The sequence below is a fragment of the Streptomyces sp. MMS24-W38 genome (genome assembly GCF_059889265.1).
Genome location: NZ_JCBCPP010000001.1, coordinates 4,474,557 through 4,494,114, shown reverse-complemented (window position 1 = coordinate 4,494,114; position 19,558 = coordinate 4,474,557). Strand labels below are relative to the sequence as shown.

Annotated in this window: 14 protein-coding genes; 3 read left to right on the top strand and 11 right to left on the bottom strand. The window is 71.6% G+C overall.

Annotation, left to right across the window (positions count from 1 at the left end):
- Positions 1 to 14: 14 nt before the first annotated feature.
- The 3 genes from AC6F7H_RS19340 to AC6F7H_RS19330 all read right to left on the bottom strand — a co-directional run bounded on the left by AC6F7H_RS19340 (position 15) and on the right by AC6F7H_RS19330 (position 2,914).
- Entirely contained in the window at positions 15 to 1,868 is a 1,854-nt protein-coding gene (locus AC6F7H_RS19340) for an LCP family protein (protein ID WP_500758189.1), read from the bottom strand.
- 16 nt (positions 1,869 to 1,884) lie between these two features.
- The gene (gene nadD, locus AC6F7H_RS19335) at positions 1,885 to 2,643 is read right to left on the bottom strand and encodes a nicotinate-nucleotide adenylyltransferase (RefSeq protein ID WP_500758188.1); all 759 of its coding nucleotides are present in this window, start codon (positions 2,641 to 2,643) and stop codon (positions 1,885 to 1,887) included.
- A 106-nt stretch (positions 2,644 to 2,749) separates the two neighbouring features.
- Entirely contained in the window at positions 2,750 to 2,914 is a 165-nt protein-coding gene (locus AC6F7H_RS19330) for a hypothetical protein (protein WP_500758187.1), read from the bottom strand.
- A 356-nt stretch (positions 2,915 to 3,270) separates the two neighbouring features.
- Between AC6F7H_RS19330 and AC6F7H_RS19325 the strand changes: the two genes are divergently transcribed.
- On the top strand, positions 3,271 to 4,431 hold the full coding sequence (locus AC6F7H_RS19325) for a M48 family metallopeptidase (RefSeq protein WP_500758186.1): 1,161 nt from the start codon (positions 3,271 to 3,273) through the stop codon (positions 4,429 to 4,431).
- Between the two features lie 64 nt (positions 4,432 to 4,495).
- On the opposite strand, the gene AC6F7H_RS19320 is transcribed toward AC6F7H_RS19325, so the two are convergent.
- From AC6F7H_RS19320 to proB, 5 genes are all read right to left on the bottom strand, one after another.
- Positions 4,496 to 5,566 carry an SCO2583 family membrane protein gene (locus AC6F7H_RS19320; RefSeq protein WP_500758185.1) on the bottom strand — a complete coding sequence of 357 codons (1,071 nt, stop codon included), beginning with the start codon at positions 5,564 to 5,566 and terminating at the stop codon, positions 4,496 to 4,498.
- Positions 5,567 to 5,655: 89 nt separating this feature from the next.
- Complete coding sequence (locus AC6F7H_RS19315; RefSeq protein ID WP_500758184.1) at positions 5,656 to 6,240, bottom strand: SCO2584 family spore wall biosynthesis protein; 585 nt, start codon at positions 6,238 to 6,240, stop codon at positions 5,656 to 5,658.
- A 76-nt stretch (positions 6,241 to 6,316) separates the two neighbouring features.
- Positions 6,317 to 7,603, bottom strand: coding sequence for a glutamate-5-semialdehyde dehydrogenase (locus AC6F7H_RS19310; RefSeq protein WP_500758183.1), 1,287 nt, complete (start codon positions 7,601 to 7,603; stop codon positions 6,317 to 6,319).
- A gap of 163 nt (positions 7,604 to 7,766) precedes the next feature.
- Positions 7,767 to 8,234 (bottom strand): DUF8830 family protein, encoded by a 468-nt coding sequence (locus AC6F7H_RS19305; protein WP_500758182.1) that lies wholly within the window; start codon positions 8,232 to 8,234, stop codon positions 7,767 to 7,769.
- 133 nt (positions 8,235 to 8,367) lie between these two features.
- The gene (gene proB, locus AC6F7H_RS19300) at positions 8,368 to 9,474 is read right to left on the bottom strand and encodes a glutamate 5-kinase (protein ID WP_500761941.1); all 1,107 of its coding nucleotides are present in this window, start codon (positions 9,472 to 9,474) and stop codon (positions 8,368 to 8,370) included.
- A 255-nt stretch (positions 9,475 to 9,729) separates the two neighbouring features.
- On the opposite strand from proB, the gene AC6F7H_RS19295 reads away from it, so the two are divergent.
- Together AC6F7H_RS19295 and AC6F7H_RS19290 are read left to right on the top strand one after the other, a co-directional pair.
- A complete protein-coding gene (locus AC6F7H_RS19295; RefSeq protein ID WP_500761939.1) occupies positions 9,730 to 11,160 on the top strand; it encodes a polysaccharide pyruvyl transferase family protein in 1,431 nt (476 codons plus the stop codon).
- 294 nt (positions 11,161 to 11,454) lie between these two features.
- Positions 11,455 to 13,506: a hypothetical protein gene (locus tag AC6F7H_RS19290; RefSeq protein WP_500761937.1), complete on the top strand. Its 2,052-nt coding sequence runs from the start codon at positions 11,455 to 11,457 to the stop codon at positions 13,504 to 13,506.
- Positions 13,507 to 14,081: 575 nt separating this feature from the next.
- Here AC6F7H_RS19290 and AC6F7H_RS19285 read toward each other — a convergent pair.
- The 3 genes from AC6F7H_RS19285 to AC6F7H_RS19275 all read right to left on the bottom strand — a co-directional run bounded on the left by AC6F7H_RS19285 (position 14,082) and on the right by AC6F7H_RS19275 (position 19,301).
- Positions 14,082 to 15,311 carry a glycosyltransferase family 2 protein gene (locus AC6F7H_RS19285; RefSeq protein ID WP_500758181.1) on the bottom strand — a complete coding sequence of 410 codons (1,230 nt, stop codon included), beginning with the start codon at positions 15,309 to 15,311 and terminating at the stop codon, positions 14,082 to 14,084.
- Between the two features lie 229 nt (positions 15,312 to 15,540).
- Positions 15,541 to 17,619, bottom strand: coding sequence for a hypothetical protein (locus AC6F7H_RS19280; RefSeq protein ID WP_500761935.1), 2,079 nt, complete (start codon positions 17,617 to 17,619; stop codon positions 15,541 to 15,543).
- 185 nt (positions 17,620 to 17,804) lie between these two features.
- The gene (locus AC6F7H_RS19275; RefSeq protein WP_500758180.1) at positions 17,805 to 19,301 is read right to left on the bottom strand and encodes a D-ribitol-5-phosphate cytidylyltransferase; all 1,497 of its coding nucleotides are present in this window, start codon (positions 19,299 to 19,301) and stop codon (positions 17,805 to 17,807) included.
- Positions 19,302 to 19,558: the final 257 nt, after the last annotated feature.

Here is a 19,558-nt window from a genome sequence, read left to right as displayed (position 1 = left end):
GCGCCCCCGCCCGGTCAGCTGCCGGGCTCGTAGTCCTGGCCGAGGAGCACCGAGACCCTGGCGTTCCCGGAGACCTCGCCCTTGGTGACGGAGGAGGCGGGCAGTCCCAGGGTCTTGGCCACCTCGTTGGCGTTCTCCTTGTCGGCGGCGTCGGCGTAGACGACCTCGGAGGTCGCCTCCGCGGTGGCCGTGCCGCCCTTCAGGAAGGTGAAGCCGCCGTTGAGGAGCACCACGCGGGCCTTCTCGGTGTTGTCCTCCACACCGGTGGCGTTGCGCACCGAGACGCTGACCGCGGCGTCCTTGTCGGGGCTCTTCGCCGTGCCGCCGAGCACCTCCTTGACCACGCTGTCGCTCGTCTCGGCGGTGAGCGTGCCGTCCTCCTGCACGGGCAGCAGCGCGGTCCTGTGGTCGCCGCCCTTGGCGAGGTCGGCGAGCCGGGCGAGGAAGGAGCCGAGGTCCTTGTCGGTCAGGGGCGGCTCGATGATCTGCCCCAGGGTCTGGATGGTGGTCGTCGCGGCGCCCGCGTCGGAGGTCATCTTCCGCAGCACCCCCTGCATGACCTGCCCGAACCGCTCCAGCTGGGCGTCCTGCGCCTCGCCGGAGCCGCGGTGGGTGGCGTAGGCGACGGCCATCTTGCCGGAGAGGGTCTGGCTCTTCCCCTTCTTGACGAGAGGGGCCTCGCCCTTCTTCTTGGCACCCGGGTCCGGCACGTCGGCGTCGGTGTCGATGTCGATGTTGCCGACCAGGTCGACGAGGTTCTGCAGATAGGGCGTGTCCAGCCGCCAGGTGCCCTCGATGTCGGTGCCGAGGGCCGTGTCGAGCGCGGTCCGGGTCCCGCCGGAGCCGTCGTCCTCGACCGACTTGGCGAGCGTGGTGGTGGTGCCGTCCTCGGCGGCGAGGGCCAGGGAGTTGGGCAGCAGGACGGTGGTGCCCTGCTTGGTGGTGGTGTTGTCGACGAGCAGCGCGGTGGCGGTGCCGCCGCCCTTGGTGTCGTGCAGGTGGACGACGATGACGTCCCGCTTCTGGGCGCCCGTGGCCGTCGTGGTGCCGGTACCGGCGTCGGAGCCGGTGCCGGGCAGCTTCCCGGCGTACCAGAGGTAGCCGACGCCGCCGGCCGCGACCAGCGCGAAGACCACGACGAGGGCGACGATCCGGCTGCGTGCGCGGCGCTTGGCCTCCTCGCGGCGCTCGGTGCGGTTCTCGGTGAACTTCAGCCAGTCGATGACGTCCTCGGAGTCACCGTCCGGTTCCTCGACGAAGGCGAACTGCTCGGTGCGGTAATCCGGTTCGGGCGCCTCGGAGTCGGCGGGGAGGTCGGCGGGGCCGGTCCGGTCGTCGGTTCGGTCGTCGGTCCGGCCGGTCTCGTCGGCGGCGGGGCCGGGCTGGTGCGGGATGTGCGCGGTCTGAGCGGTCTGCGCGGCGTGTTCGGCGACCCGGGGCTGCCCGCCGGTGCCGCCGTGCGCGGTCTGCCCGTAGGAGTCCCCGTAGGAGTCGTACGACGGTGCCGTCCCGCCGCTCCGCGGGGCGCCGTAGGGGTCGTACGAGTCGTAGGTGCCGGGAGCGCCGGAGGCGGGGGTGTCCTGGGCCCCGTAAGGGGCGTACGGCGGCTGGGGCTGCTGCGGGCCTCCCGTGGCGTACGGGTCGTAGCCGTAGCCCTGCTGCCCCTGTCCGTCCCCGTACTGGCCTTGGCCCTGGTACTGCTGGTACTGGTCCTGGTGCCCCTGCTGCCCGTACGGGTCGTACGGCTGCCGCGGGGCCTGCTGGGCCTGCTCCTGGCGGTAGACGGGCCGTCCGTACTCGTCGTAGCCGACGAGCCCGTACGGGTCGTCCCCGCCGTCGCCGTATCCCGCCTCGTATCGGTCGTTCACCGGTGCCCCTCTCGGCTCACTCGCCGCGGTACAGCTCGCGCTTGGCGATGTAGCGCACGACCCCGTCCGGCACCAGGTACCAGACGGGATCCCCCTTGGCGACTCTCGCACGGCAGTCCGTCGAGGAAATGGCCAGGGCGGGGACCTCCACGAGCGACACGCCTCCCTCGGGCAGGCCCGCGTCGGTCAGATGGTGACCGGGCCTGGTGACGCCGATGAAGTGCGCCAGGGAGAACAGTTCCTCGCTGTCCCGCCAGGTGAGGATCTGGGCGAGGGCGTCGGCGCCGGTGATGAAGAACAGGTCCGTGTCGGGATTGAGCGCACGCAGGTCACGCAGGGTGTCCACGGTGTAGGTGGGCCCGCCGCGGTCGATGTCGATGCGGCTCACCGAGAACTGCGGGTTCTCGACGGTCGCGACGACCGTCATCAGATAGCGGTCCTCCGCCGCGGAGACCACCCGGTGGCTCTTCTGCCACGGCTGCCCGGTGGGGACGAAGACCACCTCGTCGAGGTGGAACCGCGCGGCGACCTCGCTGGCCGCCACCAGGTGCCCGTGGTGGATCGGGTCGAAGGTGCCACCCATGACGCCGAGCCGGCGCTTGCCCGGCCGCACCATGCCGCCGCCCCGGCGCGGCGCCGGACGGTGCTCGGCGCCGCTCGCCGGTCGCGCGGCCGTGCCTTCGGCCCCGGACCCGGTCGTGACCTCGGTGGTCGCCTCGGTCGACTCCCCGCCCGTGTCCTTCGCCGGACCGACAGGCATGTCCTGCTCTCCCATGCGTGCAGACCCTACCGGCCCAACATGGCGACCCCGACGGCCAGGTGTGCCCTCCGGCCGGCCCCGGACGGCCCAGGGCCGGTCCGGCGGCTCATGCCGGAATGATCTAGCGGTCGCGGTTGAAGCGGGTGGTGATCCACAGCAGGACCAGCAGGGAGGCCAGGACGCAGCCGCCGACGAGGTAGGGGTTGAGGCTCTCGTGGTTGCTGCTGTTCGCTCCGCCCTCGGCGGCGAGGGTGACCAACTGGGCAGCGGCGCTGGGGAAGCTCATCTTCGGCAGTACCTATCGCGTGTGGGCGGGATAAAGACTTCGGCTCATCGTAAGCGGGCACCTTCTCGGCGATCACCCCGACTCCGCCGTTGCGGGCCCGGCTGCCTTCCCTGCCGCTTCCCGGGCGGGCGCCGGGCCTCCACGGCGGGCACCGCGGCGGGTGCCCCGGCAGGCAACCATCCCGCCGCCCGGGCCGTCCTTCCCGGGGAGCCGCACGGCTCACATCCGGTCTGCCGGTCCACGCCGTCTCCGCCTAGGCTGGGCTTCGCCCCGGGGCGGGCAGCGGGCGAAGCAGGGACCGCCCAGAGGACCGGCAAGGGGACCGCGAAGGTCACACAGACGCACATGGGGGACACATGTCCGACGGCCATCAGCACAACGGGCACGAGAACGTGCCGAGCAGGCAGCGCAGGCGCTTCGCCGGGATCTCCTCGCGTGCGTACGAACACCCCGCCGACCGCTCCGCCCTGGTGGCGCTGCGCAAGCTGACCGGTTTCGACACGGTCTTCAAGGCGCTGAGCGGCCTGCTGCCCGAGCGCAGCCTGCGGCTGCTCTTCCTGTCCGACTCGGTGCGCGTCTCGGACCGGCAGTTCGCGCACCTCAACGTCATGCTGCGGGACGCCTGCTACATCCTGGACCTGGAGAAGGTCCCGCCGATGTACGTGAACCAGGACCCGACGCCGAACGCGATGTGCATCGGCCTGGACGAGCCGATCATCGTGGTCACCACGGGACTGGTCGAGCTGCTCGACGAGGAGGAGATGCGGGCCGTCGTCGGACACGAGGTCGGGCACGCGCTGTCCGGGCACTCGGTGTACCGGACCATCCTGTTGTTCCTGACGTCCCTCGCGGTGCGGGTGGCCTGGATTCCGCTGGGCAATGTCGCGATCATGGCGATCGTGACGGCGCTGCGCGAGTGGTTCCGCAAGTCGGAGCTGTCCGCGGACCGTGCGGGGCTGCTGGTCGGCCAGGACCTCCAGGCCTCGATGCGCGGCCTGATGAAGATCGCCGGTGGCAACCACCTGCACGAGATGAACGTCGACGCGTTCCTGGAGCAGGCCGAGGAGTACGACGCCGGGGGCGATCTGCGCGACTCCGTGCTGAAGATCCTCAACGTGCTGCCCCGCTCCCACCCGTTCACCACCGTGCGGGCGGCCGAGCTGAAGAAGTGGGCGGAGTCCCGCGACTACCAGCGGCTCATGGACGGCCACTACCCGCGTCGCGACGAGGACAAGGACGCCTCGGTGCGGGACTCCTGGCGCGAGTCGGCGAGCAGCTACGCCGGTGACGTGAAGAACTCCAAGGATCCGCTGATGAAGCTGGTCAGCGACATCGCGGGCGGCGCCGGTGAGCTGGGCGGCCGGGTCCGTCGCGGCTTCGGCGGCTTCACGTCGTCGGGGTCGTCGGGATCCTCAGGATCCTCGGGGTCCAAGCCCCCGCAGGGGCCGGGCGCCTCGCCGGGCTCCGGTCCGGACTCCGGTTCCGGGGACGACCGCCCGCCGCGCGACGGCACGTGAGGCACACCTGAGGCGCAGGAGCCACGACGGGGACGGCTACGCGGTCGCCGGGGAGGTCGCGTCGTCACAGCCTGGGCTGCGCCCCCGCCGCCAGCGAGCCGCACAGGGCCGCGGTGCCGCCCACGGCGTAGGGGTCGGTGCCGGCGGGGCCGCCCTCCTTGGCCGTGGCGCCCGCCAGCAGGGGGCGCAGCCGGCCCGCCGAGTCCTCGGCGCAGGACAGCGGGCCGGCCTGGACGTACGAGACGGCGAGCTGCGCCTGGTGCAGGCGCAGGTCCTCGCGGTCGAAGCGGAAGTGCAGCTCGCGCCGGACCGTGAACAGCGACACCTCCGCGCCCTTCTCCGCACCGGCCGGCCGCAGCGCGTACACGGAGGTGTGGTCCGCCGTGACCTCGATGGTGGAGGGATCGGTCTCGGCTGCCTGCAGGGTGCCCTGGACGCGGATACCGCGGTCGGCCAGCTCCGCGCGGGAGGGGTCGAAGCGGACGAGCCATCCGGTGGGCGCGTGCCGCCCGTCGGCGGTCGGCCGCGTGAAGCTCTGGTCGAACTGCTCCTGCTGGCCGGCGTCGAGCAGGACACGTACCGAGCGGGTCTCCTCGCCGGTGAGCACCGCGGGATCGAGCGCGGACCGGACGATGTAGTCCTTCGCGGTGATCAGCGCGGTCACGACCTGCCCGTCCGAGAAGTGCGCGGTGCGCCGGGACGCCGGGAGCGGCACCCCCTCGGCACCGACGCGGAACTGCGCCGCCGGACTCCTGGCGTACAACTGTTCGGCACTGGTGGTGCCGGGCACCTTGCCCTCGGGCTCGAGCGGGAGCACGGTCATGCGCAGGGGTTCGACCGTCTCCCCGGCGGTGGCCGCCCGGTAGGGGTGCTGTATGCCCATGTAGACCGCGGTGCCGAAGGCCAGGGCGATCAGGACCACGAGCACCAGCACCTGCCGGGACAGGCCCCGGCGGCGCCGCGGACGGCGGCGTACCGCGGGGGCGTGGTCGGCGATGCGCTCCTCGGCGGAGAACTCCTGGAGGCGGGCAGCGCGGACGAAGGACTCGTCGAAGACGACGGACCGGTACTCGTCCTCGCCGCCCGAGGGGGCGCCCTCAGGAGTCCCTCCAGGGGGGTCCGCTGGCCCTGCCATATCTTCAGAGTAGGTCGCGGGGAGTCTCCGTAAACGCCCTGCTGGACGACAAGTTCTGACAGGTTCTCACCAGGTCCGACCCCCCGCTGTCAGGGGCTGGGCGGGATCACCGGGACGGTCGGCCGGGAGAAGTCGGCGGAGGCGGACGGTGTCACGCCGCCGCCCTGTTCCGGGCCGGTCGAGGCGGGCGTCGGAGCCGGGTCCTGGCGGTTGGAGGAGGCCCCCCGGTAGACGGCCGAGAAGGCGAGCGCCACCATGCCGATGCCCATCACGAGGGCGAGCATCCAGGCGACCGGGCGGTGCCAGCGGACCTGTCTGCCGTACGGCCCCGGGGAGCCGTGTCCGTCCTCCAGCACGTCGGGGTCGTCATCCACGCCGTCGAAGGCGTCACCGCGGCGGTGGCGGTCGTATCCGCCGTACCCGTCTGCGTACCCCTCGTCGTACCGCTCGGTCTTCGAGCGGGTGTGTCGGGCCTCGGCCTCGGACGCCTCGGCTCTGGCCTGGGCGGCCGCCAGGAGGCGTTCGACGGCGGTCGGCTCGTGGACCACGGCCGCACCGATGAACGCCTCGTCGAAGACCACGGAGTCGAACGCGTCGTCCGACACTCCGCGGTCGTGGTCGTCGTCGGGCTCCCCGCCGTCAGGGAACGGCATGCCCCCCACGTCCTCCGGCACATCTCCAGAGTAGACCTGAGGGGTCAATTTGGGCAGACGGTATGGAAATTCATCCGTCTGCCCGAGCGGCCGTGGTTCAGCGGCGGACGTGTCCGTCGCCGGTCACGATGTACTTGGTGCTGGTCAGCTCCGGCAGGCCCATCGGCCCCCGGGCGTGCAGCTTCTGCGTGGAGATGCCGATCTCCGCGCCGAAGCCGAACTGACCGCCGTCGGTGAACCGGGTGGAGGCGTTGACGGCGACGGTGGTGGAATCCACCAACTGGGTGAACCGGCGGGCGGCCTGCTGCGAGGTGGTGACGATGGCCTCGGTGTGGCCGGAGGTCCACAGCCGGATGTGCTCCACGGCCCGGTCCAGGGAGTCGACGACCGCCGCGGCGATGTCGTAGGAGAGGTACTCGGTCTCCCAGTCCTCCGTGGTGGCTTCCACCACGGTCGCCTTGGAATCCTTGGCGTACGCCATCACCCGCTCGTCGGCGTGCACGGTGACCCCGGCCTCCGCCAGGGCGTCCAGGGCGCGCGGCAGGAACGCGGGGGCGATGTCCTGGTGGACCAGGAGGGTCTCGGCGGCGTTGCAGACGCCGACCCGCTGGGCCTTGGAGTTGACCAGGATCTCCACGGCGGTGTCGATGTCGGCGTGGGCGTCGACGTAGACGTGGCAGTTGCCGGTGCCGGTCTCGATGACCGGGACGATCGACTCCTGGACGATCGTGTTGATCAGGGAGGCGCCGCCGCGCGGGATGAGCACGTCGACCAGGCCGCGGGCGCGCATCAGCTCGCGCACGCTGTCCCGGCTCTCGCCGGGCACCAGCTGCACGGCATCGGCCGGCAGCCCGGCGCCGCCCACCGCGTCGCGCAGCACCCGCACCAGTGCGGTGTTCGACCGGTACGCGGAGGACGAGCCGCGCAGCAGGACCGCGTTGCCGGACTTCAGGCACAGGGCGGCGGCGTCGACCGTGACGTTGGGGCGGCCCTCGTAGACGATCCCGACGACGCCGAGCGGCACCCGGACCTGCCGCAGGTCGATGCCGTTGGGCAGGGTGGAGCCGCGGACGACCTCGCCGACCGGGTCGGGCAGCGCGGCCACGTCCCGTACGTCGGAGGCGATCGCGCGCACCCGCTCCGGGGTGAGGGTGAGCCGGTCGATCATGCCCTCGCCGATGCCCGCCTCGCGCGCCTTGGCCACGTCCTGGGCGTTGGCCTCGACGATCTCGCTCGCCCGGACCTCCAGCGCGTCCGCGATGGCGAGCAGCGCGTCGTCCTTGGCGGCACGCGGCAACGGCGCGAGGGTGGCGGCGGCGCCCTTGGCCCGGTAGGCGGCCTGGTTGACCGGGGACATCGAGTCATAAGGCGAAAGCGTGGTCATGGGGGGAAGGATAATGCGGCCGGAGAGGGCCGGGGGCGGGGCATTCGCCCCTTCGCGCCTGAACCGGCGCCGCTCTCGCGGACGTGGTGGCGCACCGTGGCGGTTGCTCGATCGATGGTTGCGGTGCGTGGTCGTCATCAGCGGCTGAGGCGCGTGGCCGGGTTCAGAACGGGTGTACCCCCACCGGGGTCGCCGGGGCCGGGCCGTGGCCCGCGGCGATGCGCTGGTGGTAGGTGGTCCGGTCGATGACCTCCAGGCCGACGATCTCCCAGGGCGGCAGGCCCGCGGTCTGCCGGTGCTCACCCCACAGCCGCAGCGCCACGGCGGCCGCGTCGTGCAGGTCCCGGGCCTCCTCCCAGTAACGGATCTCCGCGTGGTCGTCGGCGTACCGGCTGGTCAGCAGGAAGGGGTGGTCGTGGGCGAGCTGCTCCAGGGCTCGGCGGACCTCGGCGACCGGGGCCCGGCTGCCGGAGACGCTGAGGGTGACGTGCCACAGGCGGGGGAGGTCCGGGTGCTCGCCGCCCTGGAACCGGTCCCCCGCCACGACGCTGGTCAGGGCGCGCTCCTCGCCGGCCGCCCGGGAGCCGGCACCACCGCGGGACGCCGTCGTCCCAGGGCGTACTCGTCTCACGACGGCCTCCTTCACGCACAGGCCGGCTCTCGGGCCGGGCGGATGTGTCCCTGGAGGAAAGTTGAGCAGGCCGCCGGGCGTCATGGGGCGGTTTTGCGGAACGTCCACCGCGAGGGGCGGACGATCCGGGACATTACGGGTGCAGAACCACCAGATCGTCCCTGTGTACGACCTCGCGCTCGTACGCGGGTCCGAGATCGCGGGCGAGATCGTGGGTGGAACGGCCGATCAGCCGGGGGATCTCCTTGGCGTCGAAGTTGACCAGGCCGCGGGCCACCGGCCGCCCCGCGCGGTCCCGCAGCTCGACCGGGTCACCCGCGCTGAACTCGCCCTCGACGCCCGCGATCCCGGCCGGCAGCAGCGACATGCGGCGCTCCACGACCGCGCGCACCGCGCCGTCGTCGAGGGTGAGCGCGCCCTGCGGGGTGGACGCGTGCTGGAGCCAGAGCAGCCGGTCGGCGGAGCGCCGGCCGGTGGGGTGGAAGTACGTTCCGGTGTCCGCGCCGGCGAGGGCGTCGCCCGCGTGGATGGCGCTGGTCAGCACGACCGGGACGCCCGCGGCGGCGGCGATCCGGGCGGCCTCGACCTTGGTGACCATGCCGCCGGTGCCGACACCGGCCTTCCCCGCGCTGCCGATGTCGACGTGGGCGAGGTCCTCGGGACCCCGCACCTCGGCGATCCGCGAGGTGCCGGGCCGCGCGGGGTCGCCGTCGTACACGCCGTCCACGTCGGACAGCAGGACGAGCAGATCGGCGTGGACCAGGTGGGCGACGAGGGCGGCGAGGCGGTCGTTGTCGCCGAAGCGGATCTCGTCGGTGGCGACGGTGTCGTTCTCGTTGACGACCGGGAAGGCGCCCATCGCGAGCAGCTTGTCCAGGGTGCGGGAGGCGTTGCGGTGGTGGGCGCGGCGGCTCATGTCGTCGGAGGTCAGCAGCACCTGGCCGACGCGGACGCCGTAGCGGGCGAAGGAGGCCGTGTAGCGGGCCACCAGCAGGCCCTGGCCGACGCTGGCGGCGGCCTGCTGGCGGGCGAGGTCCCTGGGACGCCGGGCGAGGCCCAGTGGGGCGAGGCCGGCGGCGATGGCGCCGGAGGAGACGAGGACGAGTTCGCGCTCCCCTCCGGACCGCACTTTGGCCAGCACGTCGACGAGTGCGTCGACCCGGTCGGCGTCCAGACCGCCCGCCGCGGTGGTCAGCGAGGAGGATCCGACCTTGACGACGATCCTGCGGGCCTCGCCCACGGCCTGCCTTGCCCGTGCCACCTGGTGTTCCGTCCCCTCGCGTCGGCCATGGGGCCCGTCTCGCACCGGCCACGGGGCCCGTTCGGCAATCTACGCGAGACGGGGCGGGGCACGCCTGCCGGTCCAGGTTCCGGACACCCCCGCGTGACCGCTCGCTCACGGACCGCCGATGTGAAAAAGCTTGCTTTGGTTGCCTATAGAAATTAAAGCTTCCGGAAACATATTGTGAACGGCGTGTCACCCAACGCTCGCCGCATACAGCGCATCCTCCTCAGATCGGGGAAGAGCCCCTACGACGTCGTACCGGTGGAGGAAGCCCTCCACCGCGACGTCTTCGCCAGCAACGCAGGCAACCTGATCTTCAGCGACGCCACGCACAAGATCCTCGAGACGCCGCAGACCACGGTGGTGTCCAACGGTATTCGAACCGACGGCACCCCTGCGGGCCGCATCAACGAGGAGTACGACGCGTTCGTCGTGCCGCTCGCCAACGCCTTCCGGCCGTCGTTCGAGCCAAGCCTGCGCCGACTGACCCGGCTCATCAGCCAGTTGAAGATTCCCGTGGTCGTCGTCGGCGTCGGCGCGCAGACGGGACTCGACTACGACCCGGCGCGGCTCAAGCCGATGGAGCCCGCGGTACGCGAGTTCGTCTCCGCCGTGCTGGACCGCAGCGCCTCGATCGGTGTGCGCGGCGAGTTCACCGAGAAGTACCTCAACGACCTCGGTTTCAAGGACGTCGAGGTCATCGGCTGTCCCTCGCTGTTCATGTACGGCAAGGAACTCGCCGTGCAGAAGCGGACGCAGGAGCTGACCGCCGACTCCCGGATCGCGATCAACGGCTCGCACAGCGCGGTGCGCAGCCAGGGGCTGGGCCAGGTCATCACCCGGGCCCACGCCCGCTACCCGAACCTGCGGTTCATAGGCCAGAACCTCAGCGACGCACTGCAGTTGCACTGGCGGGACCTGTCCGACCCGAACGGGAAGGTCACCGGGATGCCGACGCATCCCGACCACCCGATGTACCGGGAGGACAAGGTCCGCGTCTACATCGACCCGGTGACCTGGATCGACGATCTGCGGGACTTCGACTTCTCCTTCGGTTCCCGCATCCACGGCAACATCGCGGCACTGCTCGCCGGTACGCCCGCGACCGTGCTCTGCTCGGACTCGCGCACGCTGGAGCTGTGCCGCTACTTCGAGATCCCGCACCGCACGCTCGACAAGCTCTCCGGGGCCCCCGAGGAAACCGACCCGGCGCGGCTGTACGAGGAGACCGACCTCAGCGGGCTGACCGGCAACCACCACGAGCGGTTCGAGCGGTTCACCTCGTTCCTGGACCGCAACGGGCTGGACAACACGTTCTCGCACGGCGACGGCGGCGCGGCCCACGAGGAGCGGATGCGCTCGCTGGACTTCCCCGGCGGCGTCCGCCCGTGGCTCGACACCGACCCGGCCGCGCTCGTCGCGCGCTTCGGCTGGCTGCACACCCGGGTCAGCGAACTGTCCGCGGACAACGCCAAGTTGAAGAAGGAACTGGCCGGCGTCAAGGCCAGGACGAAGACCGGGACCAAGACCGGCGCCGGGAAGACCACCGTGGTCGCCCCCGCGTCCGGCTCGGTGTACCGCAGGGCCCGCCGGGTGGTGGGCCGTCCCCTGCGCCGAGCCCTGCAGGGCGGGCGGAAGTGACGGCGGCGGCCCGGGAAGGCCACCCGGGCCGCCCTTGCGGTCCGTCCGGCGGATCCCGCCGGACGGACCCTCACATCCGACGGTCACTCCACCCTTTGTGGACACGCGCGTGTCGTCCGGACGTCGGTACGCGTTAACCCGTGCGTCCGTCTCCGCGACGCGCTTTGGAGTGACCGCGTGCCCCTGTCCCTGTCCCGCCGGCGGTTCCCGGCGGGGATCCGCCCACGCCGTGCCTCGCCCCGCACCCCCGGCCCCGCCTCCGGGCGTCCGCCCGGCAGCCCGGCCGTCGCCAAGGTGACGGCGGCGGCCGTGCTGGTCGGTGCCTTCGCGGCGCAGGCCGCGGCGGCCCTGCGCCCGAACATCCCGCTGCTGCTCGCCGCGACCGCGGTCTGCCTGGCGGTCGAGGGCGTGCTGTACCGGTGGCAGCCCGGCACGCTGTCACTGCTGGCCAAGTCGCACGCGGACATCACCGTCCGCCACGTACTGCGGGATCTGCTCCTGGTGGTGGGTCTGCTGCGACTCGGGGAGAACGACCGGGAGCCGCAGTACGCGTGGCTCGTCGTCGGCCTGCTCGCCTTCTACGCGCTGCACTGCGCGATCCAGGCGGTGTCCGTGCTGGTCCGCCGCACCCGCACGCTGCCCGTGGTGACCCGGAACATCGACGCCTCAGCCCTGCGGCTGACCCGCGCCCCGGCCGCGCTGCTGCGCCACCCCGGCCACCGGCTGCTGCTCCTCGGTCTGCCCACGACGGCCGGCCTGGCCTCGACGGCGGTGACCCGGGCCCCCCTGCCCGCGGCGGCCGGGATCGCGTTGTCGCTGGCACTCGCGGCGGCCGGCCTGGGCGCACTGCTGCTGCGTCTGCTGCCCTCCCGGCGCCCGGCGGGCGAACAGGAGGTACTCGACTGGTTCGACGCCTGGCTGGCCGACTACCGGCCCACGGTCGGCCTGTACTTCTCCGGCGGGGTCTCCTCCGCCTACCAGGCGAACATGTGGCTGGAGACGATGAGCGGGCTCGACGGCCGGCCGGTGATCGTCCTGCGCGAGCGGTTCATGGTGGCGAAGCTCGCGGCGACCGACATCCCGGTCGTGTGCCTGCCGAAGGTGTCCACCCTGATGCGGCTCGAGCGCTCCTCACTGCGGGTCCTCATCCACCCGTCGAACTCCGGCAAGACCTCGCAGGTGCTGCGCATCCCCACGATCAAGCACGCCTTCGTCAACCACGGCGAGAGCGACAAGCTGTCGTCCTGCAATCCGTACGCGAAGGCCTACGACGAGGTGTGGGTGGCCGGTCCCGAGGCGCGTGAGCGGTACGCGCGGGCCGAGGTGGGGGTCGAGGACAAGGACGTGGTGGAGATCGGCCGTCCCCAACTGGACGCCGTGCGCCCGTACGCGGGCCCACCGGCCGGTCCGTACACCACGGTGCTGTACGCGCCCACCTGGGAGGGCTGGGACGGCAACCCGGGCAACACCTCGGTGCTCGCGGCCGGGGAGAACATCGTACGGGCGCTGCTCGCGGACCCGGGCGTACGACTGCTGTACAAGCCGCACCCGCTGACCGGCTCGGTGGATCCGCGGGCGGGCGCCGCCGACCGGCGCGTCCGGGAGCTGATCCGGGCGGCGAACCGGGAACGGTCCGCGGGAGCCGCCCGGCCCACGCGTTCCACCTCGGAACTGGACCGGCTCACCGCGGAGCTGGACCGGCTCACGGCGGCCGACGTCCGCCCGAGTGCCGACCAGGTCGAGCGGATGCTGGCGCAGTCCGCCCCGCCGCCGGGCCGGGCCGAGGCGGTGAGGAGGGCCACGGCGGCCTGGGAGGAGGCGTACTGGGCGTCGCTGCCGGAGGGGGAGCACCAGATCGTCACCGGCGTACGACCCGCCCTGTACGCCTGCTTCGACGTCGCCGACCTGCTGATCAGCGATGTGTCGAGCGTCATCAGCGACTTCCTGGCCAGCGGCAAGCCGTACGCGGTGGCGAACACCGGCGGGCTGTCCGAGGAGGCGTTCCGAGCGGAGTTCCCGACGGTGGCGGCGGCGACCGTACTGACGCCGGACGCGGGCGGGGTGCCGGCCCTGCTGGAGTCGGTCCGGCATCCGGAGAAGGACGAACTGGCGGATTCCCGCGCGGAGTTGAAGCTGAGGCTGCTGGGCCCCGACGAGCCGACGGCCCAGGACCGCTGCAACGCGGCCCTGCGCGCCCTGTCCACGGCCGCGCTGCACCACAGGACGCGCGTGTCCCCTCTCCTCCCGGAGGCCCTGCTCCCCGCCCCACGCCAGAACCCCGAAACCCACCCGGGAGCCGGCCCCGGAGCCGGAGCCGACACCGGAGCCCGGGGCGGTCAGGGGTAGGGCCTGTCCGGCGGATCAGGCCGCAGGAAATCGACGGCGCCTTGTCGGCGAGGGCGAGCGGGGGCGATGGGGCCCCTCCCACTCATGGGGGTCCCTCCCGCTCCTGGGGTCCCCCTGCTCGAAGAGCTCGGGAAGGGCGTGCCGACCCCCGCGTCTGCGGCATGATCCGCCGGACAGGCCCTAGGGGGTTGGTAACCGCTCGCCGGGGAGTGCGCCCGAGGCCGCGTCAGCTCGATCGTGTGGTGGTCTGTTCGCGAGCCTGTGGTGCCCCGGGCAGGCTGGGCTGGCGTGAGCGTGCGATCCGGGACGCCGGGTACGGCGTCGGCGCGCGGGGCCCCCGCTCCACCGGTGTGATGGTTCAGGGCCTCCCCGTCGCCTCTGGCCACACCCATATGGCCAGGTCGCGAGGGCAGTGTCCATAGCGGCCTCCGGCCTCGGGGGCCTCCCGGGACCGGACCACGCACCGGATGCGTGTCGCCGACTCGGGGCCGGGTACGCCGGGGACCGGTGCGCCCAAGACCGTTCGGGGCGTGCGGCTGAGAGGGCTCACTTCTGCTCAGCCTTCAGGAACGGTGTCATGCCGCTGTCGGGGTCTTCGGCTCCGGGGCGGGCCTCCCGGGCGAGGTCAGCAGGTGGCGGGCCCGGTGGGCGGCGCGGCGCAGGACGGTGGCCGTGCCGCCCTCGCGGTAGCCGGGGAAGGCGCGGGCCTCCCGGGACGAGGCGAGGTAGACGGAGTCGGGGATGCCCGCCGCACGGTCACGGAAGTGCGGATACACGAGGTAGACGCGTCGGCCCCGCCGCTCCAGCAGGGCCGGTGCCTGCTTCCTCGAAGCCGTGAACTTCACGGCTTCGAGGAGGAGTTCGAGCCGCTGTTCGGCCACCAGGTGCAGCCTCAGCCGTTCCTCGACCTTCAGGTGCCGGGCGACGTCGTCGCTCCAGTGGGCGTCCATCAGGGGCTTCGCCAGCTCCAGCTTGTGCCGCCGCACCCGGTCGCTGTCCTTGAGGAACCGGGGGCCGAACTGCGGGAGCAGGGTGACGGTCAAGGGCCGCAACATGAGCCGGTCGCGCCGGGGGCCCTCGGGGACGAGGTCGGCGATCAGGTCCGCCAGGCGGCGGGCCGACTCGAAGCGCAGGGTGTAACTCCCGCTCTTGGTCACGTGCTTGCCGTCGTCGCGACCCACCAGGTAGTAGCAGGTGTAATCGGCGATCACGGAGACGCCGTTCGCCCTGAGGTACGCCTCCATGGTGAACAGCGCGTCCTCGCCGGTGAACAGCGACTCGTCGAACCGTATGCCGTGCCGGGCGAGTAACTCGCGGCGGAACAGCTTCTGCGCGCTGAGCGTGTACTTGATGTTGGAGGAGTGGACGTCCGTACGCTCCAGTGTGCGGCCCCACATGGACTTCGGGGCGCCCCGGTTGACGCCTTCGACCCGGCCGAGGACCACATCGGTGCCGGCCCGGTCGGCCATGGCGACCATCCGCTGCAGGGCCTCGTGGCCCAGCCGGTCGTCGGCGTCCAGGAAGAAGACGTACCGCCCGCCGGCCTTGCCCAGGCCGATGTTGCGCGGGCCGCTGGGACCGCCCGAGTTCGCCTGCCGGATCACGGTGACCGGCATGGGCGCACGGCCCGCGAACTCCTCCAGGCACTCCCCCGTGCCGTCCGTCGAGCCGTCGTCGACGGCGATGACCTCGATGCGCTCCGGGGCGATGGTCTGTGCCTCCAACGAGGCGAGGCACTCGACCAGATACGGCATCGCCTCGTACGCCCCGATGACCACGGTGACATCAGGCTGCGCCGCGGTCATGTTTCCCCCCTCGTTGTAGGACATTTCCCTCTTATCGCCTCATTCGCTACTCGTTAGACGGGCGTTCGCGGTAGGGGGTTGCCTCGAACGGCACTTCAAGTGACCTATTTCATAAGGAAGTTCGGCCGACCGCAGGCCGACAAGAAAGGCTCGGCCCCCGAGGAGCAACTCCTCGGGGGCCGAGCCTGTGGGGTGTTCGAGTGGGCGCCGGGCGGGTGCCCGGAGCGGGTCAGCCCGCCCCGGCGCCCTCCGTCTCGCCGGTCACCGACGCCGCCTGCGCGGGCAGCGCGTCCGCCGGCTCCACGTCCGGTCCGCCGACCGCGGTCCGGGACTCCTGGCCGAGGTTGCGCGTCTCGGCCTTCCGGGCGAGTCGGCCCACCGCGCCGTTGAACTGGTCGATGGACTTCGGCTCGTCCGGTCCCAGCAGGTAGCGCTTGAGCTCGCCCCGCTCCGCGGCCAGCGGATCGCTCTCGGGCGCCCGGACGGCGGCGAGCAGCTCGTCGAGTCCGGCCGCGTCGTTGGACAGGATCACCGCGGCGCGCACCGCCGTGTTCTGCCGCTTGAACTCCTCCACCCCCAGCCCGGCGGAGTCGGTCACCGCGTACGGCTTGCCGCTGGCGATGAAGTCGGAGACGACACTGGAGATGTCGGAGACCATCGCGTCGGAGACGTTGAAGCAGTCGTACAGGCGCGGCTGGGGGCCCGTGATGACGCGGTGCTCCCAGTCGGGGAAGGAACGCCAGTACGCGGTGTTCCACTCGGTGCGCAGCCGGGCGGCCTCCTCGTGACGGGCCACGTCGACCAGGCCGTCGCGGCTGGTCTCGGCCTCGTCGCCGCCCCCGGCGCCGTCGGTCAGCTCGGCCAGCCGGGCCTCGATGCGCGTCAGCTCGGCCGCGGCCCGCTCCTGGGCCGCCGTGTCCGCGGTGTGGCGGGGGTCGGCGGCGCGCTCTGCGGTGGCCTTCTCGAGCAGCGCGGTGATCCGCTGGTGGGCTGCCTTGGCCTGCGCGCTGCGGGTTCCGGTGAACGGGTGCGGCTTGTAGAGCACACGCACCGCCGGGTCGGCCGCGACCAGCCGCTTCACGATGTTCTCGCCGGCCAGCAGGATCGAGGTGTTGCCGGGGTTGTCGTCCCAGCCTTCCCAGGTGGGGGCGTACAGGACCGTCGGACGGTGCCCGTCGGCGGCTTCGCCGCGGGCGCCCTCGATGGGGGCCAGCTGGGGGCGGCCGACCTCGACGATGTCGTCGTCGCGGACGCCGACATCGGCGATGGCGTAGCGGTCGCGGCCCGCGCGGCCGGCCGTCCACACCTCGTCGTAGACCTTGCTGTACGGGTTCACGCTGGCGATCTTGTCGCTGTCGCCGTGGCCGATGAAGACGTGCTTCATGGTGGGAACGCGCAGCAGGTGGATGTTCTTGCCGACGTTCGCCGCGTACAGCGCGACACGCACCGTGGACAGGTCCAGGTTCATCAGGTGCACCCCTCCGGGCACGCAGATGACGGGGACCGTGGTGGGGGCCAGGTTGCTCAGTATGACCCGCTCGCGCAGGATGATCAGCGGACGGGTGTCCAGCTGCTCCATGGTCTCCAGCCACATGTTGACCTGGTAGGCGGAGTCCTTGGAGCCGGAGAAGTACAGCACGGTCTCCGGCCGGTAGTCGCTCAACCAGCCGTCGACCGCTTCCAGCACCTTCTCGGCGTTCGGCGGTGTCCGCCGGCCCCGCACGTAGGGCACCAGTGCCAGCACGTACAGGATGCCCAGGAGCACCGTGGCTCCGATGCCGACGAAACCGATGACGGCCGAGTCCAGCGCCGCGGCGACCAGTATGCCGACGACCGCCGCGAGGTCGAGGTGGAGCATCTTCTCGGCGGCGCGGTGCATCAGTGCGCGCGGCGGCGCGTCCGGGATGCGGACGCGGGAGGCCAGGTCGATGTTGCGGGTGGCCACCGGCATGCGTCGGCGGTTGCGGATCAGCGTGGTCAGCGCGCCGTGCGGGGCCTGAAGACCGTAGAAGGCGATGAAGCAGGCGATCGCCCCGTAGTAGATCAGGTTGTCCGCGAGCGACAGGCGGGCCAGCAGCAGGATCAGCAGCAGCTGCCGGATCAGGAAGCGGATCGACAGGCCCGCCCGCACCTTGCTGAGGCGGTTGACCAGGTAGCTGCCCCTGCGGTGCAGGTAGTGGTCCGCCAGGTACGTCACGGCGGCCGCTGCCGCGAAGGCGGGGACGCTCGGGACGAGCGCGGCCAGCATGAGGCAGGGGAAGGCCAGCATCATGACGACCGCTGCGACCAGTTCGGCCGCGCTGCCCACCCGGGCGACGCGAATAGCGGTGGATATCAACGGATAAACCTGCTCTTGGAGGGTGAGTGCCGGTTTGTGCCTATGGGTAACGCGTGGGGGGAAGGATTCAGGCCCCCGCGAACACCCGCGCGCGAACTGCGTGAACGGGGGGCCGCAGAGGCCTGAATTAACCGGAGTCTATTTGCCGCCAATTATTACACGCCGTCCTGACGATCCAGCACCGACGCGAGTGCCTGCTCGAATCCGGTGGCACGGGCCGCGCCCGCGGTCGGGTCCTGCTGCCGTACGTCGATGACATGGCCGGTGAGCTCGGAGAGCAGCACGTCCAGGGAGGTGCGGGCCACCGCCTCGGAGGACAGCAGGCTGCCCGCGGGCTCCTGGCCGAAGGCCTTGGTGCGCATCGGCGTGGCGGTGCGCTCCGGGTTGACGCAGTTGACGCGCACTCCGTCGCCGGCCCACTCGTCGGACAGGGCCTGGGTGAGGTTCACCATCGCGGCCTTGGTCGAGGAGTAGAGGCTGTACTCGGCGCGTCCGCGGGTGTAGCTGCTGGAGGTGTAGAGCAGCAGCTGACCCTTCGTCTCGGCGAGGTACTTGTACGCGGACCGGGCGATCTGCACCGGGGCCAGGTAGTTGACCTTCAGCGCCTCCTCGATGGTGGCGTTGTCGGTCTCGGCCAGCTTCCCGATGCGCAGCACGCCCGCCGTGTTGACGACGTAGTCGATGCGGCCGGTCTCCGCGTACGCCTTGGACAGCGCGTCGTCGACCTCCTCCGGGTTCTCGACGTGGGTGCCGGTGGTGGACCGCCCGAGCGGGTACACGGTGGCGCCGTAGGACTCGGCGAGGTCGCAGACGTCCTTGCCGATGCCGTAGGAACCGCCGAAGACGACGAGGGTCTTGCCGGTGAGCAGCTCGCGGTAGGCCTCTTCGCCGATCTGCTCGGGCGCCGCCGTGGAGGCGAGCTGGAACAGCTTGTCGGCGATGAAGACGTCGACGGGCTGGGTGACCTTCATGTTGTACTCGTCACCCGCGACGACGTGGATCGGCACGTCGGGCAGGTACTTGAGCACGACGGAGCAGTCGTCCGTGGCCTGGAAGTTGGGGTCGCCGGCGGCGACCTCGTAGGCGCGGCGGATCGTGGACAGCTTGAATGCCTGCGGGGTCTGGCCGCGGCGCAGCCGGGAGCGGTCCGGGATCTCGGTGATGAACTCGCCGTCGTCGCCGTGCGTCCGCGTGACGATGATGGTGTCCGCGGACGGGATGGCCACGTCGACGGCCTGGTAGCGCTCCAGGGCGCTCACGCAGTCGTCGATGACGCGCTGTGACAGCAGGGGGCGGACGGCGTCGTGGAAGAGGACGTTGCGGTCCTCCCCCTCGGCCAGGCCCTCGCCGAGGACCGAGATGGCCCGCTCGGTGGTCTCGTTCCGTGTCGAGCCGCCCTCGATGACCCGGGTGACCTTCGTGAAACCCGCCTTGGCGACGATCTTCTCGATGTCGGACACGTAGCCCGGCGCCATCAGCACGATGATGTCGTCGATCGAGTCGGCGTTCTCGAAGGTGGTCAGGGTGTGCTCGATGACTGCCTTGCCGGCGATCTTCAGCAGTTGCTTGGGGATCGACAGACCCACCCGCTGGCCGGTGCCACCGGCCAGAATCACTGCGGTGGTACGGGGCTTGGCTATGTGCTGTGACACAGGTGACCTACCTTGGGCATCAGGGAACTGCAAAATGGTCCCACTTGTGGTTACCGCAATGCAAGGTGAGCGACCTCCGTCGCATATGTGCGCGCCACCTGTCATTCACCTGGGATCCCCAGGTGGTCGGCGCCGGTTCCCCAAACGCCCCGGAAATCTCTGTGAGTAACTGCACAGGTCACCGGCCTGCCGCGGCGGGCGTCCCGGGCGGACGCGGCGGCGGGCCGGGGCCGGCCGGCGGCCGCGCCCCGGCCCGG

Coding starts and splice junctions, on each gene's coding strand:
- AC6F7H_RS19285 (WP_500758181.1), bottom strand. CDS start 15,311: ATGACCGCGGCGCAGCCTGATGTCACCGTGGTCATCGGGGCGTACGAG.
- AC6F7H_RS19330 (WP_500758187.1), bottom strand. CDS start 2,914: ATGAGCTTCCCCAGCGCCGCTGCCCAGTTGGTCACCCTCGCCGCCGAG.
- AC6F7H_RS19310 (WP_500758183.1), bottom strand. CDS start 7,603: ATGACCACGCTTTCGCCTTATGACTCGATGTCCCCGGTCAACCAGGCC.
- AC6F7H_RS19320 (WP_500758185.1), bottom strand. CDS start 5,566: ATGGCAGGGCCAGCGGACCCCCCTGGAGGGACTCCTGAGGGCGCCCCC.
- nadD (WP_500758188.1), bottom strand. CDS start 2,643: ATGGGAGAGCAGGACATGCCTGTCGGTCCGGCGAAGGACACGGGCGGG.
- AC6F7H_RS19325 (WP_500758186.1), top strand. CDS start 3,271: ATGTCCGACGGCCATCAGCACAACGGGCACGAGAACGTGCCGAGCAGG.